The sequence below is a fragment of the Chitinophaga sp. CB10 genome (assembly GCA_001870995.2).
Lineage (GTDB): Bacteria > Bacteroidota > Bacteroidia > Chitinophagales > Chitinophagaceae > Chitinophaga.
Genome location: MLAV02000008.1, coordinates 183429 through 198618, shown reverse-complemented (window position 1 = coordinate 198618; position 15190 = coordinate 183429). Strand labels below are relative to the sequence as shown.

The following is a 15190-nucleotide window of genomic DNA, read 5'->3' as shown; positions in this document are numbered from 1 at the left end:
AGCCGGTTTTGTTGAACCGGCTTTTTTTATAGATGTGATTTTTGAACTGAATATAAAAAGGCGCGCGCTGTTATAAGTAAGAAAACATATATGCCGGCACTTTTGAACCGGCTTTTTTATAAATACTATTCCTGTTTCCCGCGTACTCCCTTATTTTCTTTAGCAAAAGAGATTAAAGAAACTGCCCCGTATAACTCTCCGTTACTTTCTTCAATCCATCCGGCACACCGGCATATAACAAGTTCCCGCCTCCGGCGCCCCCTTCCGGACCCAGGTCTATCACCCAGTCCGCACTGCGGATAACATCCAGGTTGTGTTCAATTACCAACACGGTATGACCCTGTTCAATCAATGCATTAAAGGAAGCAAGCAATTTCTTGATATCATGGAAATGCAGGCCGGTAGTAGGTTCGTCAAAGATGAAGAGGATATGCCCCTGCGCCTTGCCTTTACCCAGGAACGACGCCAGTTTCACACGTTGCGCCTCCCCGCCGGACAGCGTATCGCTGCTTTGGCCCAGCTTCACATAACCCAGCCCCACATCGCTGAGCGGGCGGATTTTATTGCAAACATCCTTTTCGTCCTTAAAGAACTCCAGCGCTTCATCCACGCCGAGTTCCAGCACTTCGTAAATATTTTTACCCTTGTAGGTAACTTCCAGTACTTCATCCTTAAAGCGGCGGCCATTACAGCTTTCGCAGGTCAGGTGCACATCCGCAAGGAATTGCATTTCCACGATCACCTCTCCTTCTCCTTTACAGGCGTCACAACGGCCGCCATCCACGTTGAAGGAGAAATGTTTGGGCTGGAACCCGCGCATTTTACTGAGCGGCTGTTTGGCAAACAGGTCGCGGATTTCGTCGTATGCTTTGATATACGTTACCGGGTTGGAACGGGAGGATTTACCGATCGGGTTCTGATCCACCATTTCAATCTGCGTGATATCATCAATAGCGCCGGTGATGGCACGGTGGTTGCCCACGCGTTCCGCAAATTCTCCTTTGAGCTTCATCAGCGCAGGATAGAGGATTTGCTTTACCAGCGTGGTTTTACCGGAGCCGCTCACGCCGCTCACTACGGTGAGTACCTGCAACGGAAAATCTACCGTTACATTTTTCAGGTTATGCTGGCGCGCGCCCTCTATGGTGATCGCTTTTTTCCATTTACGCACTTTCGCAGGCGGGTCAATGGTGAGCGTACCGTTGAGATAGCGGCCGGTAAGGCTTTTCGGGTCTTCCAGTATCTGCGGGTAGGTGCCGGCAAAAATCACTTCTCCACCAAGGTGGGAGGCGAGCGGCCCCATGTCGATGATATAATCGGCTTCCTGCATCATCAGGTCGTCGTGTTCTACCACCACTACGGTATTACCCAGGTCCCTCAACTCTTTCAGTACGCCAATGAGGCGGTGCGTATCCCTGGCGTGCAGGCCTATGCTCGGCTCGTCGAGGATGTACATGGAGTTGGTGAGGTTGCTGCCCAGGGAGCGGGTCAGTTGAATACGCTGACTTTCCCCACCAGAGAGCGTATTGGCCACCCTGTTGAGGGTGAGGTATCCCAGGCCTACGTCCAGTAAGGTTTTCAGGCGATGGTGAATTTCGATGAGGATACGTTTTGCGATTTGCTCATCAAATTCGCTCAGCTGAAGGCCGTTGAACCAGTTATATAGGTCGGAAACCGGCATGTCCACCAGCTCCGCAATATTTTTTCCGCCGATTTTAATGTACAGCGCTTCTTTACGCAGCCTTCCGCCGCCGCAATCCGGGCAGGTAGTACGGCCACGGTAGCGGGATTGCAGCACGCGGTACTGTACTTTATACAGGTTCTGTTCTACCATTTTGAAGAACTCGTTCAACCCATAAAAATGTTCGTTACCGGTCCACAGGAGTTTGTACTGCTCGTCCGTCAGGTCTGCAATGGGTTTATGAACCGGGAACCCGAATTTGCGGGAGGCTTTGATCAGCGCTTCCTTGTATTCGCCCATTTTTTCGCCGCGCCACGGAGCGATGGCATTTTCGTACACGCTTAACCGTTTGTCAGGTATAACGAGGTCCGCATCAATCCCCAGCACCTGCCCAAACCCTTCACAGGTGGGGCATGCGCCGTACGGGTTATTGAAGGAGAAGAGGTTGGGCACCGGTTCTTCGAACTGCATGCCATCAAGCTCAAAGCGGTTGGAGAAATGTTTGATCGCTTTACCGTCCACTTCCACGAAGCTGTCCCCTTCGCTTTCGTAAAACTGCGTTTGCACGCTGTCGGCTATACGGTGTTTATCATCTTCATCGAAGTCCTTTACCACCAGGCGGTCAATCAGTACCCATGCGTCTTTCGGCACGACTACCTTCTTGGCTTCCAGCAGTTCTTCGATACGCAGCAGGCCGTTGCCTTCCCCGCCGGGTACGTACAGGCGGGAGAAGCCTTTCTGCATGAGGATGTTGAGCTCCTCTTTCGCCTCGCGTTTGGCGTGGCGGCGGAAAGGCACCAGCAGCAGCACTTTGGCGCCGGTGGGCAGCTTGCTGATATAGTCCACCACATCGCTCACTTCGTTCTTTTTCACTTCCTGGCCGGAGATGGGTGAATAGGTTTTACCAACGCGGCCAAAAAGCAGGCGGAGGTAATCGTATATCTCGGTCATGGAGCCAACGGTGGAGCGGGGCGTTCTGGTAATTACCTTCTGTTCGATAGCGATGGCCGGGCAGATGCCTTTGATGTAATCTACATCCGGCTTGTTCATACGCATGAGGAATTGCCTGGCGTAAGAGCTCAGGCTTTCAGCGTAGCGGCGCTGCCCTTCGGCATAGAGGGTATCCATAGTCAGGGAGGACTTCCCGGACCCGGATACTCCGGTGACTACAACGAGTTGATTGCGGGGGATCGATACACTCACATTTTTAAGATTGTGTACCCTGGCGCCTTTTATGAATATGCTGTCCTGAGGGCTAACTTCCTGAGGAACCGCGGTTTTTTCCTGTTTTTTTACTTTTGTTCCCATTACAGAACAAATTTAAGGTAAAAGATGTTACTAAAGTAATTAGCATTTTACTAATTCCGGCTAAGTGGATTCCGGGTCTGTCCGGCGCCCCCGAAATCGCCCGCAGATAGCTATTGTAGTGATATTGAGCCGCTTTTTTTATTATTTGTTTTATTGAACTATTCTATTATATTTGCATAGGACTTGATATATTCTCGTACCGGCTATTTTACTTTCAACCTAAAAACTGCACACTATCGCATAAACTCTACTTAACAAAAATTTACAACAACCAAGAGGCTGTAAAGTCCCGGATTATCATTTTACTAACCCGTCTAGTTGTAGAAGTTTATGCAAATAATGTACAAATTGTGCGACGAGCAATTGATTACCCTTTTTAAGAAAGGCCACGCTTCGGCATTGGAAGAACTGGTACACCGTCATAAGGATAAAGTCTATACTTCTATCCTCTTGCTGGTAAAGGATCAATTCCTTGCAGAGGACATCTTCCAGGATACTTTCATAAAAATTATTGACACTATTCGCGCAGAACGTTACACAGAGAAGGGAAAGTTTCTTCCCTGGGCGATGCGTATTGCACATAACCTCTGCGTAGACCACTTCAGGAAAATTAAGCGTACGCCCATGATAAAAACAGGCGACGATAAAGATATTTTCGACGTGCTGGGCTTTAGCGACAGCTGTGCGGAAGAAAAGCTCATCACCCGGCAAAGCCACGACCGTGTCAGGCGTATGTTGGATATGCTTCCCGAAGAACAAAGGGAAGTGATCATCCTCCGCCACTATGCGGAACTGAGCTTTAAAGAAATTGCAGACCTGACGCAGGTCAGCATCAATACCGCCCTCGGTCGTATGCGGTATGGGCTGATCAATCTCCGCAAGATGATGACGGAGAAGCAAATTTGTCTATGAACGACCCTTTTTTTGCTTGCCATCAACGGGCGGCCGGATGTAATGTCCGACCGCTCGTTCTTTTTATAACGGCAGAGGGGGAACGGCGTCATGCGGTCCCCCCTTTTGCCGGGCTGCATTACTCAACTGGAATATTGAGTCGTATTACAACCGCTCAAATATCACCGCCGCGCCCTGCCCCACGCCAATACACATCGTAGCCAACCCATACTGTACTTCCGCCCTGCGCTGCATCTCGTGCAGCAACGTCGTACTGATGCGCGCGCCACTGGCCCCCAGCGGATGCCCGATGGCAATAGACCCGCCGTTTACGTTCACAATTTCATCGTTAAGGTCAAGGTCACGCATACACGCCAGCGTCTGCGAAGCAAAAGCCTCGTTCAGCTCCACCAGCCCCAGGTCAGCCACGGTGAGGCCTGCACGCTGCAACGCCTTCCTGGTAGCCGGCACGGGGCCCACGCCCATAATGGAAGGGTCCACCCCGGCAACGCCCATGGAAACCACCCTGGCAATGGGTTTCAGCCCATAATCCTTCAGCGCCTGTTCGGATACAATCAGCAACGCCGCCGCGCCATCGTTGATGCCGGAGGAATTGCCCGCCGTAACAGTGCCATCTTTGGCGAAGGCGGGCTTCAGGGCAAATAGCTTATCCAGCGAAGTTTCCCTGGGATGCTCGTCCCGGGAAAACCACTCCTCCCCTTCCTTTTTATCTGCCCGGACCGGCGTTATTTCCCGCTCCCACTTATGCTTATCCAGGGCCGCTTTGTACCGGCGCTGACTCCCCAGGGCGAAAATATCCTGGTCCTCCCGGCTGATATGCCACTGCCTGGCCACATTCTCCGCCGTTTCCCCCATGGAAAAAGGATAGTATTTATCGGCCAGCTGCTTATTCACAAAGCGCCAGCCAAGCGTAGTATCGTATATCTCGGGCTTACGGCTAAAGGCGGCATTGCCCTTTGGCATAACAAAAGGCGCCCTCGTCATACTTTCGACGCCACCCGCAATAAAAACATTTCCATCTCCACACATTACCCCCCTGGCAGCATCCATAATAGCCTGTAAGCTACTGGCGCACAAGCGGTTCACCGTTGTGCCGGCCACCGTTACTGGCAGCCCGGCCAGCAGGGCGGACATCCGCGCTACATTCCGGTTATCCTCCCCGGCCTGGTTGGCGGCGCCCGCAATCACATCCTCAATGGAGGCCGGGTCCAGCCCGGGATTGCGCGTCAATAAAGCTTTGATTACGTGGGCAAACAAATCATCCGGGCGGACGTGGCTCAAAGCGCCACCATAGCGCCCCACAGGCGTGCGTACCGCATCAACGATAAAGGCTGACTGCATGTTGATAAAACTTATTGTTTTGGTAAGATAAAATGTGTTCCTGCAAGTAAACCATTTCCCCCAATATCGCCAAGTAAATGGCACAAAGGTCCCCAACAAAGCGGGCGCATCCATTTACAGGGCATTAACGTTAACTGTCAATGAATTTAAGTACCTTTGCAGATACTTTTCGACTGCCGTAAGGCAGCCAATTGCTTATTTAAAGGTCAATAATGAAGTCTGACAAGAAGAACATCCGGCACCTTAGCTTGCCACAATTACAGGAATATTTTAGCGCAATGGGTGAAAAAGCCTTCCGTGCCAAACAGGTTTACGAATGGCTGTGGTTGCGTCATGCCACCACTTTCGACGCTATGACCAACCTCTCCAAAGATTTACGTCAGAAACTGGAGGAAAACTTCGTGCTGCCTGCCGTACAGGTAGACGCTACCCAGCATAGTAACGACGGCACCATTAAAAGCCGGTTCAAACTGCATGATAATCACCTGGTGGAAGGGGTACTGATCCCTACCGACAGCCGGCAAACCGCCTGCGTATCCTCCCAGGTAGGCTGCAGCCTCAGCTGTAAATTCTGCGCTACCGGCTATATGGCCCGCAAACGCAACCTCGATTACGACGAAATTTATGATGAAGTAGCGCTGATTAACCAGCAGGCCATGGAAACCTATGGCAAAAAGCTGAGCAACATCGTATTCATGGGCATGGGCGAACCCCTGCTGAACTATAGAAACGTATTACAGGCCATCGAAAAAATCACTTCCCCGGATGGACTGGGTATGTCGCCCAAAAGAATCACCGTTTCCACCGCCGGCGTTGCCAAAATGATCCGGCAGCTGGGGGACGATAAGGTGCGCTTTAACCTCGCCCTGTCCCTCCACGCGGCCAACGACAAGAAACGCAGCGAAATCATGCCGATCAACGATACCAACAGCCTGAAAGAGCTGATCGACGCGCTGAATTACTTCTACAAGGCTACCGGCAATGAAATTTCGTTTGAATATATTCTGTTCGACAACTTCAACGATAGCAAGGAAGATGCGGACGAACTGATCAAAATTTACCGCCAGGTGCCAGCGGACCTGGTGAATATTATCGAATACAATCCGATCGATAATGCCGTGTTCCGCAAGCCGGACGCGCTCAAGGCCGAACAGTTCATGGAGTACCTCGCCAAACACCGCGTGAATGCAAGGTTACGCCGTAGCCGCGGTAAAGACATCGACGCCGCCTGCGGACAACTGGCCAACAAAGGATAATTTTCTCAACTCAATGCAATCAAGCCGGCCATGGCAATGGCCTCAATCAATACATATTTATGAAGAAAAAATTACCTGCTAGTAAAGGGTTCTCTCCTTTCAAAGAAAACAAATCCGGCAGATCAGAAAAACCGGCAGCAGGCAACCGCAACCGCCCTTCCTTCGATGGTGAAAGGCCCGGAAGAGCATCTGCAAACGATGATACACGCAAGCGCAGCTTCGGCAAACCGGAAGATGGCTCCGCCCCTTTCCGTAAACGTGCTGCCGGCAAAGATGCGCAGGAAGAAACCCCTGCATTTCGCAAACGTACTTTTACCAAAGACGGTCAGGACGAAAAGCCTGCCTTCCGCGGCAAACGCCCATTTCATAAAGATGAACAGGACGAAAAACCTGTTTTCAGCCGCAAACGCTCCGCTAAGGACGGCCAGGACGAAAAACCCGCCTTCCGCGGCAAACGTGGCGCTGATGCTGATAAACCCGGCCGTAAAAAAACGGACAATTATAAATCTGGCAACGAAAGCAGCTTCCATGGGGATTTTGATACCGACAAATCCGCCAGGGAAACGCCCAGCGGCTTTAACCGCAAAAAATTCTTCGACCGTGCGAACGACCGGTTTACCGACAAGCACGAACGCCGCAGGAAGCCGCTGAAAAAAGCGGAATCCGCTGCTGCTCCCGCTTTCAAAAAGGAAGCAAAAGAGAAAAAAGAAAGCATTTTCGGACCCGGCGAAATGCCACTGAATAAATTCATTGCCCACTCCGGCATCTGCTCCCGCAGAAAGGCGGTGGACTATATCCGCGAAGGGAAAGTATCCGTGAACGGGGAAATCGTGAAAGAGCCGGCTACCAAAGTGACCGCGAAAGACAACGTGGCGCTGCTGGACAAGAAGCTGACCATCCAGAAAAACCTCGTGTACATCCTCCTGAATAAGCCGAAAGGTTATATCACCACGACGGATGATCCGGAAGGCCGCAGAACCGTGATGGACCTGATCGAAGATGCGGTGGAAGAGGAAAGGGTGTACCCTGTCGGCCGACTGGACCGCAATACCTCCGGCCTGCTCCTCCTCACCAACGATGGAGAGCTGGCGCAGAAACTGGCGCACCCGAAGCACAATATCAAGAAGATCTACCAGGTAGAACTGGATAAACCCCTCAGCAAGGCGGACTCCGAAAAGATCGTTGCCGGCCTGACGCTGGAAGACGGCGTGGCTTTCGTAGATGCGTTGGGGTATATCGATCCGAAGGACAAACGGCAGATCGGCATTGAGATCCACAGCGGTAAAAACCGCATCGTGCGCCGTATTTTCGAGCACCTGGAATACAATGTGGAAAAACTGGATCGCGTAATGTATGCAGGCCTTACCAAGAAAAACCTGGGTCGCGGCCAATGGCGCTTCCTGACCGAGAAAGAGGTGATCCTGCTGAAACATTTCAAATAACAGGCTGGCACAAATGCGTATAGAAGAGCATATAATTTTAGAAACACCCGATTTTGTCATCATCAACAAGCCATCAGGAATGCTAACATTACCTGACCGGCATGATAATGAGCTGACATCGCTGAATGGCTTGCTGAAAAAGGCTTACGGCGAAATATTCACCGTTCACCGGCTCGACCGCGATACCAGCGGCATCATCCTGTTTGCCCGAAACGAGGCGGCCCATAAATATTACTCCCAGCTGTTTGAGAGCAGGGAAGTAAAGAAATTTTACCTGGCCTTCGTAAACGGCCAGCTGTTCCCCAAACAGGGCAGTGTGGATGAGCCGATCATGGAACATCCCGTGCAGAAAGGGAAAATGGTGACCAACCGCCGCGGAAAGGCTTCCCTGACGGATTACGACGTGCTGGAGGAGTTTGGATTACTGAGCCTGGTGAAGCTGCAGATACATACCGGCCGCACCCACCAGATCAGGGTGCATATGAAGCACCTGGGCCACCCCGTAGCGGTGGACGAGCTGTATGGCACCGGCGAACCAATCCGGCTGTCCGCCATCAAGAAGAAATTCAAGCTGGGCAAATATGTGGAGGAAGAGCGCCCGCTGCTGAGCAGGCTGGCCTTGCATGCGGCAGAGCTGGAGTTTAAGGACCGGCAGGGGAACCTGCAAAAGGTGGAAGCCCCGCTGCCAAAGGATATGGCGGCATTGCTCAATCAGCTGAGGAAGCATAAACGCTGATACAACGGATGATCATATTTTTGAAAAGGCTGCCTTCGGCGGCCTTTTTCTTTTTTAGGTTGGGGGGAGATGATAAGGCCTCCCGGCAAACGCTGCCCGGTAACACTGCCCGGATACGGAGGCGGCATGCCATGGCAACGCGCCATCACCAGGCCTGCCCGCTCCTTCAAACGCCTGGGGAAACCGGCGCTTACAGGCATAAAAAAAACGGGGAAAAATCCCCGTTTCGTAAAAATCAAAAACCAACCATTAAAAAATCTTTATCGGATAAAACCTTTACCTGGTGGTGGAGCAAAGGTTCCGGTATAATTATTTGTTTGGTTGTGGTGTTGTTCTCAGATAAGGCTTGATGATTTTGTGGCCTTTCGGAAAACGTTCAGGGATGTCCGCTGTGGGCACTGCTGCCGTAACGATAACATCTTCACCGTCTTTCCAGTCAGCAGGCGTAGCAACACTGTACTGCGCGGTCAGCTGAAGGGAGTCAATCACTCTCAGTACTTCCAGGAAGTTTCTGCCGGTAGAGGCAGGATAAGTGATTGTGAGCTTTACTTTTTTGTCTGGCCCGATGATAAACAGGGATCTGACAGTAAAAGTTTCTGAGGCATTAGGATGAATCATGCCATACAGGTTAGCCACTGTTTTGTCTTCATCAGCGATGATAGGGAACGTCACTTCACAATTTTGAGTTTCGTTGATATCGCCTATCCAGCTTTGGTGTTTATCCAGTGGATCTACGCTGAGGGCCAGCACTTTAACGTTGCGTTTAGCAAACTCGCCGTTAAGTAATGCTGTTTTTCCGAGCTCGGTAGTACAAACTGGCGTAAAATCCGCAGGATGCGAGAAGAGTACGCCCCAGCTGTCTCCAAGGTAATCGTAAAAATTTATTTCTCCTAATGTCGTTCTAGCTGTAAAGTTGGGAGCTGTATCGCCCAGTCTTAAACTCATAGTTTTACGATTTACTTGACCAAAAATAGTATTTTCCTATAAAAGTTATAGACTTTAAAGGAACTTTTTATTTTTTTTCAAGCCTTTGTGACAGGCGGAAAAAACAGGGTTAACAAACAAGGGTTATCAAACAAGGACAAATAAGGGTTAATTCATCTGGATAAAAGCTTTGACCGCCAGGCTGTTAGTGGGGTTAACAACTTCCGGTGGCGCCTGCCGGCCGCAGTCTGGCCGCAACGCCCCGGGCAAATCCAGCCTGGCTTAAAAAATCATTAATTATTTTCAGGAGGCCGTGTGATGCAGCTGCCAGGCATAATAGGCCAGGCTGAACTTCATATCGTCTGTCAGATCTGCCTCCTGACGGGCAGCTGCATCCTCCAGCTCCAATTCAAGGTATCCAAGGTATAGGTCGTAATTACGCTCCAAAGCTTTCACACAATGCCGGATCTTTTTGTTGATATCCCTGCGGGCGGCCGGTGGCAGGCCCGGTTTCTCAGGCTCCTGCGGCGCTACCGGTAAGGCGATTACTTTTCCTTTTTCTTCCGCAACTTCTTCCATCTCCAGCCAGTTAACCCGCTGCAGAATAGCACCAATTGGAAGCGGCTGCCTGCTATTAATTGTTTGTGCTGTGTTCATTGCCTTCAGATTTAATTACAATACAAAAATATCAGCCCGTTACGCATAGGATATGCGTAGTGAAAACATTTCTGTATTTTTAAAGCAAATTTTTTGTTAGTGCCAAAGAATAAAGATGCCGTATCGCGATACCGCTGGATAGATGAGCGATTACGCAACAAACGACTGCCAAAGCCGACCCTGGAAAACCTGATTGAGTACGTTTCTGAAAAAATGGATGCCGTTTTATCTACCCGTACTATCCAAAAAGACATACAGGACATGCGCCAGGACCCGGAGCTCAACTACATGGCGCCCATCGTGTACGACAGAACCAGCAAAACATACCGCTACGCGGATGAAAACTATTCCATCAGCCAGCTCCCTATAGAAGAAGCGGACCTGCAGGGCCTGGAAATCGCCATTGGCATACTGGAACAGTTCAGAAGCCTGCCGGTCATACAGCAGTTTGAAGACTCCATCCTGAAAATAGCCGCCAGCCTCAAAATAAACAGGGAAGCCCTGCAAAACCAGGGATTGATCAAGTTTGCGCGCACCACGCAATACAAGGGCGCCGAACATATCCCCATGATCGTGGATGCGATCAAAAACCTGGAAGTTATCCGCATCGCCTATCAAAGCTTTGAAAGGGACGAGCCGAAGGAACACTGGGTGGAACCTTATCACCTGCGGGAATACCAGCACCGCTTTTACCTCATCGGCAAAAGCCAGCAAACCCGCGGCGGCGCCGTGCTTACCTTTGCGCTGGACCGCGTGGTAAACATCTGGCCCACGATGAAACACTTTGACCAGAAGAACTTTGACGATGCCAGCTATTTCAAACACGCCATCGGCATCACCGTTTCCGACGGGGACCCGGAAGAAGTGCTGCTGTCCTTCACGCCGCGGCAGGCCAAATACATAAAATCGCAACCGATACACGCCTCGCAAAAGGTAGTTAAGGACAATACCAAGGAATGCCAGATTTCCCTGCAGGTAGTGATCAACCCGGAACTGATCATGACGCTGCTGAGCTACGGCGCTAACGTTACCGTGCTGCAACCTAAGTCCCTGGCGGAAAAGATGAAAGAAGAAGCCGGCTTAATGCTGAAGAATTACAAATAGAACATATTGACATAACGAAAGAGGGTGTATCAATTCAGCTTGATACACCCTCTTTTATTTCAGGCCTGGCTGCGTTTAACGCCGGGCTGTTATTGCTGTTGTTGTTTGGGCTTAATGAACAGGCTGTCCGCCACCGGCTGGTTCACCGTCATCTTGCTGATCTTGAGGGTCATCATACCGCCGCCCTGCTTGCTGGTAGCGGGATATACATACCCTTCCGGGTTTTTGCTGTAATCGGTGAACTCGGAGATCAGCTCCTGCTCTTTACCCTGGATTTTTACGGAGTTCAGCGCGCGGATAATGTAGTAGGTATTGGCATCCAGGAATACATAGCCGGTGTTACCCTCTTTGGTGGTCACTTTCAGCTTGTAGGCCGGTTTACCCTCCACGGTATCTTTGCCGATCAGGGCTACCTGCTTGCCTTTTGCCGCATAGTCATACAGTTCGCTGCCGGAGATGTCCAGCATGCCTTTCATAGCATTGAACGTAGCGGAATCCATATCTTCCGGGGCCAGCTGGCCCATTACAGGCATCCATATCCAACCGGATTTCTGGTTCAGCACCTGCACGTTACTGGTACCCATCACTTCAAATTCCAGGCGCATCGCCTTATTATTTTGCCCCCATTTTTTGAAAGGGATTTCCTGGCCCTGGGCCAGCGTCACGCCTTCTACATACTGGGTTTTAACTCCGCTGATCTTCGCTACTCCACCCATTGCTGCATAGTGTTTATTGAGAATGTCGGTGAGCGTTTGACCAAAGGAATTCCCTGCGGCCATCACCATCAGCAACACCAAAACACTTAAATACTTAACTGGTTTCATAATCATAATTTATCGAATAAAGATAACATAAAAACGTTTCCACCAAATTCTCCCCCTACCCTGTCTGTCAAACTCCGTGCTAATGATTAGATTTACAGCATGAATAATTTTGAAATTACCGGAAACCTGGTAGATGTACTGCAACAGGAAATATACCCTGCTGCCGTACAAGTGCAGGACGGCCGGATCAGCAGCATTACCCGCCTTCAAACGCCCTGCGATGGCTACATTATGCCCGGCTTTACGGACGCGCATGTGCATGTGGAAAGCTCCATGCTCATCCCTTCAGAGTTTGCCCGGATGGCTGTGGTACACGGTACCGTAGCCACCATCAGCGATCCGCACGAGATAGCGAACGTACTGGGCGTAGCCGGTGTGGAGTATATGCTCGAAAATGGTAAAACCGTTCCTTTCAAATTTAACTTCGGAGCGCCCTCCTGCGTGCCGGCCACTACGTTTGAAACAGCCGGCGCTACCGTTACTGCGGCGGATGTAGCGCAACTCCTGCTCCGCAACGATATCAAATACCTCACTGAAATGATGAACTTCCCCGGCGTACTGCAACACGACCCTGAAGTGATGGCAAAAATAGCGGCGGCCAAATCCATGAACAAGCCGGTAGACGGCCATGCGCCCGGCCTCCGCGGGGAAGATGCCCGCAACTACATCAACGCCGGCATCAGCACGGATCATGAATGCTTCACCATCGAGGAAGCAAGGGAGAAATTATCCTACGGCATGCACATCCTCATCCGCGAAGGCAGCGCCGCGAAAAACTTTGAAGCGCTGATACCACTGCTGCCGGATTATGCGGACAAGATCATGTTCTGCAGCGACGATAAGCATCCTGACAGCCTGGAAGAAGGGCATATCAACCTCCTGGTAAAACGCGCGCTGGCAAAAGGAATGGACCTGTTTAAAATCCTCCGCGCCGCCTGCGTAAACCCCGTACTGCATTACCAGTTGGATAACGGACTATTGAGAACAGGCGATGCCGCCGATTTCATTTTGGTGGATAATCTCGAAGATTTCAATGTACAGGCCACCTGGATCAACGGCGTTAAAGTAGCGGAAAATGGCGCCTCGCTGATCCCTTCCGTAACTGCGCCCATAGTGAATAACTTCGATTGCGCACCCAAAACCCCGGCCGATTTCCGCGTTTCTGCACGGGAAGGCGTACAGGAGGTACCGGTGATTGGGGCTATTGAAGGCGAGTTAATTACTAATAAACGAAGCGCTGTGCTGACCGCTGAAAATGGACATCTCCCCCCGGATAAAAAACAAGATGTACTGCTACTGACGGTGGTGAACAGGTACCGGAACGCTGCACCCGCGCTGGGCTTTATCAATGGCTTCGGACTCAGGGAAGGCGCCATCGCCTCCTCTGTGGCGCACGACAGCCATAACATCATCGCCGTAGGGACGGACGCGGAGAGTATTTGCACCGCCGTGAACGCCGTCATCGCAGCCAAAGGCGGCATCAGCCTGGTGCGCAACGGTAAGGCGGAAGTACTGGCGCTGCCGGTAGCGGGCCTGATGAGTAACCTCGACGGCTATACGATCGCAGCCCGGTACAAGGCATTGGATAAGGCAGCAAAAGAGCTGGGCTCGCCGCTTGCATCGCCATTCATGACCTTGTCGTTCATGGCGCTGCTGGTGATACCCCACCTGAAACTCAGCGACCTTGGCCTGTTTGACGGGGATACCTTTACTTTTGTCCAATCATAACACAGCAGTTATTTACATAGAAAAGGGCTGTATCCTGCGGAGGATACAGCCCTTTTCCTTTATCGTAAAACGGAAGCTTAATTCATCCACAGCGCGCCGCCGATGCTATCGCGACTGGCGCCCGTTACGGACGACAGCACATTTTCCTCCTGCCTCCAACGCAACGCCCCGATCAGCGCCATTACCAGCGCTTCCTTGAAGCTCACGGTTTGCTCGTCCGGCACGACAACCTCCACATCCAGCGGCTCCAGCTGCTCGCGCAGGCTGTTTACCAGGAAGGTATTGAAAGCGCCCCCGCCGGTGATCAGCATTTTGGCCGGCGCAGCGGGATCAGTCATCCTGTTTTTCAGTTCTCCTACTGATTTGGCCACCTGCGCTGCAATATGCGCCACATAAGTGCTCAACTTACCCTGTACGGAAATTTTCTGCTCCTGGAATATAGGCAGGATGGTATCTGTACCAAAATCGTTTGCGAGGGATTTAGGCCATGCCTCCGCATAGTAAGGCAGCGCATTCAGCCTGCCCAGCAGCGCTTCATCGGTAACGCCGCCGGCAGCCAGTTGCCCGCCCTCGTCGTAAGCGCGGCCCAGCGCGGCAACCAGCCCGTTCAACACGCGGTTGGCCGGGCAAATGTCGAACGCCGTGAAACCTTCCGGTAATAAGGCAGAGATATTGGCGATACCACCGAGGTTAAGCCAGTATTGGAATCCGGGGAATAAATACTTTTCCCCTACCGGCACAATAGGCGCGCCCTGGCCGCCCAGGGCCACATCCATGGCCCGCAGATCGCTGATCACCGGCAAACCGGTAACCGCGGCAATAGCGGCGCCATCGCCCAGTTGAGCCGTCATACGGCCCGCCGGCACATGAAAAGTAGTATGCCCGTGGGAGGCAATGAAATGTACTTTATGATCCAGGTGGTTCTTTTCAATGAATGCTTTGATCCGATGGCCGGAATAATGCCCATACTCGCTGTGCAGCAGCAGGTAATCGCGGGCGGAGAGTGTGGTGGCGCCGGCCAGTTTATCCATCCATTCCTGCTCATAGGGAAGGCTTTCGGAAGCCTTAATAACGTATGTCCATTGGCCGCGCACTTCTGTCAGCTCTGCAAACACAATATCCAACCCGTCCAGCGAGCTGCCCGACATAGTGCCTATCACGTTGTAAACCATCTGAAAAAATTTCCAGCAAAGGTAAATGATCTGCGGAAAGTTTTTTTTCCGGGTTTTATGGAATCCCCGAGGCGGGGTGCATCATGGGGACAGAAAAACTATCAG

At 51.4% G+C, this 15190-nt stretch carries 12 protein-coding genes; 6 read left to right on the top strand and 6 right to left on the bottom strand.

The window, feature by feature from the left end; all coding sequences use genetic code 11:
- Positions 1-172 precede the first annotated feature (172 nt).
- Positions 173-2989, bottom strand: coding sequence for an excinuclease ABC subunit UvrA (uvrA, locus tag BOC67_RS13650; RefSeq protein WP_291910897.1), 2817 nt, complete (start codon positions 2987-2989; stop codon positions 173-175).
- Between the two features lie 339 nt (positions 2990-3328).
- Here uvrA and BOC67_RS13645 point away from each other — a divergent pair, with 339 nt between their 5' ends.
- A complete protein-coding gene (locus BOC67_RS13645) occupies positions 3329-3901 on the top strand; it encodes a sigma-70 family RNA polymerase sigma factor (protein WP_291910896.1) in 573 nt (190 codons plus the stop codon).
- 144 nt (positions 3902-4045) lie between these two features.
- Here BOC67_RS13645 and BOC67_RS13640 read toward each other — a convergent pair whose 3' ends face one another.
- Positions 4046-5242: an acetyl-CoA C-acyltransferase gene (locus tag BOC67_RS13640; RefSeq protein WP_291910895.1), complete on the bottom strand. Its 1197-nt coding sequence runs from the start codon at positions 5240-5242 to the stop codon at positions 4046-4048.
- 212 nt (positions 5243-5454) lie between these two features.
- Between BOC67_RS13640 and rlmN the strand changes: the two genes are divergently transcribed.
- From rlmN to BOC67_RS13625, 3 genes are read left to right on the top strand one after another with little or no spacing between them, the layout of a single operon-like run.
- Positions 5455-6498 carry a 23S rRNA (adenine(2503)-C(2))-methyltransferase RlmN gene (gene rlmN, locus BOC67_RS13635; RefSeq protein ID WP_291910894.1) on the top strand — a complete coding sequence of 348 codons (1044 nt, stop codon included), beginning with the start codon at positions 5455-5457 and terminating at the stop codon, positions 6496-6498.
- A 59-nt stretch (positions 6499-6557) separates the two neighbouring features.
- Positions 6558-7940, top strand: coding sequence for a pseudouridine synthase (locus BOC67_RS13630; RefSeq protein WP_291910893.1), 1383 nt, complete (start codon positions 6558-6560; stop codon positions 7938-7940).
- A 13-nt stretch (positions 7941-7953) separates the two neighbouring features.
- Positions 7954-8676, top strand: a complete 723-nt coding sequence (locus tag BOC67_RS13625; RefSeq protein ID WP_291910892.1) for an RluA family pseudouridine synthase — start codon at positions 7954-7956, stop codon at positions 8674-8676.
- Between the two features lie 309 nt (positions 8677-8985).
- On the opposite strand, the gene BOC67_RS13620 is transcribed toward BOC67_RS13625, so the two are convergent.
- Together BOC67_RS13620 and BOC67_RS13615 are read right to left on the bottom strand one after the other, a co-directional pair.
- Positions 8986-9621 carry a peroxiredoxin gene (locus BOC67_RS13620; protein WP_291910891.1) on the bottom strand — a complete coding sequence of 212 codons (636 nt, stop codon included), beginning with the start codon at positions 9619-9621 and terminating at the stop codon, positions 8986-8988.
- A gap of 282 nt (positions 9622-9903) precedes the next feature.
- A complete protein-coding gene (locus tag BOC67_RS13615; protein ID WP_291910890.1) occupies positions 9904-10257 on the bottom strand; it encodes a hypothetical protein in 354 nt (117 codons plus the stop codon).
- A 99-nt stretch (positions 10258-10356) separates the two neighbouring features.
- Between BOC67_RS13615 and BOC67_RS13610 the strand changes: the two genes are divergently transcribed.
- Entirely contained in the window at positions 10357-11361 is a 1005-nt protein-coding gene (locus BOC67_RS13610; RefSeq protein WP_291910889.1) for a WYL domain-containing protein, read from the top strand.
- An 89-nt stretch (positions 11362-11450) separates the two neighbouring features.
- On the opposite strand, the gene BOC67_RS13605 is transcribed toward BOC67_RS13610, so the two are convergent.
- Positions 11451-12185, bottom strand: a complete 735-nt coding sequence (locus BOC67_RS13605) for a hypothetical protein (RefSeq protein WP_291910888.1) — start codon at positions 12183-12185, stop codon at positions 11451-11453.
- A 99-nt stretch (positions 12186-12284) separates the two neighbouring features.
- On the opposite strand from BOC67_RS13605, the gene ade reads away from it, so the two are divergent.
- A complete protein-coding gene (gene ade / locus BOC67_RS13600) occupies positions 12285-13913 on the top strand; it encodes an adenine deaminase (protein WP_291910887.1) in 1629 nt (542 codons plus the stop codon).
- A gap of 77 nt (positions 13914-13990) precedes the next feature.
- Here ade and BOC67_RS13595 read toward each other — a convergent pair whose 3' ends face one another.
- Entirely contained in the window at positions 13991-15085 is a 1095-nt protein-coding gene (locus tag BOC67_RS13595; RefSeq protein ID WP_291910886.1) for an anhydro-N-acetylmuramic acid kinase, read from the bottom strand.
- Between the last annotated feature and the right edge of the window lie 105 nt (positions 15086-15190).

Excerpts from the sequence above, each read along its gene's own strand:
- uvrA (WP_291910897.1), bottom strand. The coding sequence starts at position 2,989 with ATGGGAACAAAAGTAAAAAAACAGGAAAAAACCGCGGTTCCTCAGGAA.
- BOC67_RS13645 (WP_291910896.1), top strand. The coding sequence starts at position 3,329 with ATGTACAAATTGTGCGACGAGCAATTGATTACCCTTTTTAAGAAAGGC.
- BOC67_RS13640 (WP_291910895.1), bottom strand. The coding sequence starts at position 5,242 with ATGCAGTCAGCCTTTATCGTTGATGCGGTACGCACGCCTGTGGGGCGC.
- rlmN (WP_291910894.1), top strand. The coding sequence starts at position 5,455 with ATGAAGTCTGACAAGAAGAACATCCGGCACCTTAGCTTGCCACAATTA.
- BOC67_RS13630 (WP_291910893.1), top strand. The coding sequence starts at position 6,558 with ATGAAGAAAAAATTACCTGCTAGTAAAGGGTTCTCTCCTTTCAAAGAA.
- BOC67_RS13625 (WP_291910892.1), top strand. The coding sequence starts at position 7,954 with ATGCGTATAGAAGAGCATATAATTTTAGAAACACCCGATTTTGTCATC.
- BOC67_RS13620 (WP_291910891.1), bottom strand. The coding sequence starts at position 9,621 with ATGAGTTTAAGACTGGGCGATACAGCTCCCAACTTTACAGCTAGAACG.
- BOC67_RS13615 (WP_291910890.1), bottom strand. The coding sequence starts at position 10,257 with ATGAACACAGCACAAACAATTAATAGCAGGCAGCCGCTTCCAATTGGT.
- BOC67_RS13605 (WP_291910888.1), bottom strand. The coding sequence starts at position 12,185 with ATGAAACCAGTTAAGTATTTAAGTGTTTTGGTGTTGCTGATGGTGATG.
- ade (WP_291910887.1), top strand. The coding sequence starts at position 12,285 with ATGAATAATTTTGAAATTACCGGAAACCTGGTAGATGTACTGCAACAG.
- BOC67_RS13595 (WP_291910886.1), bottom strand. The coding sequence starts at position 15,085 with ATGGTTTACAACGTGATAGGCACTATGTCGGGCAGCTCGCTGGACGGG.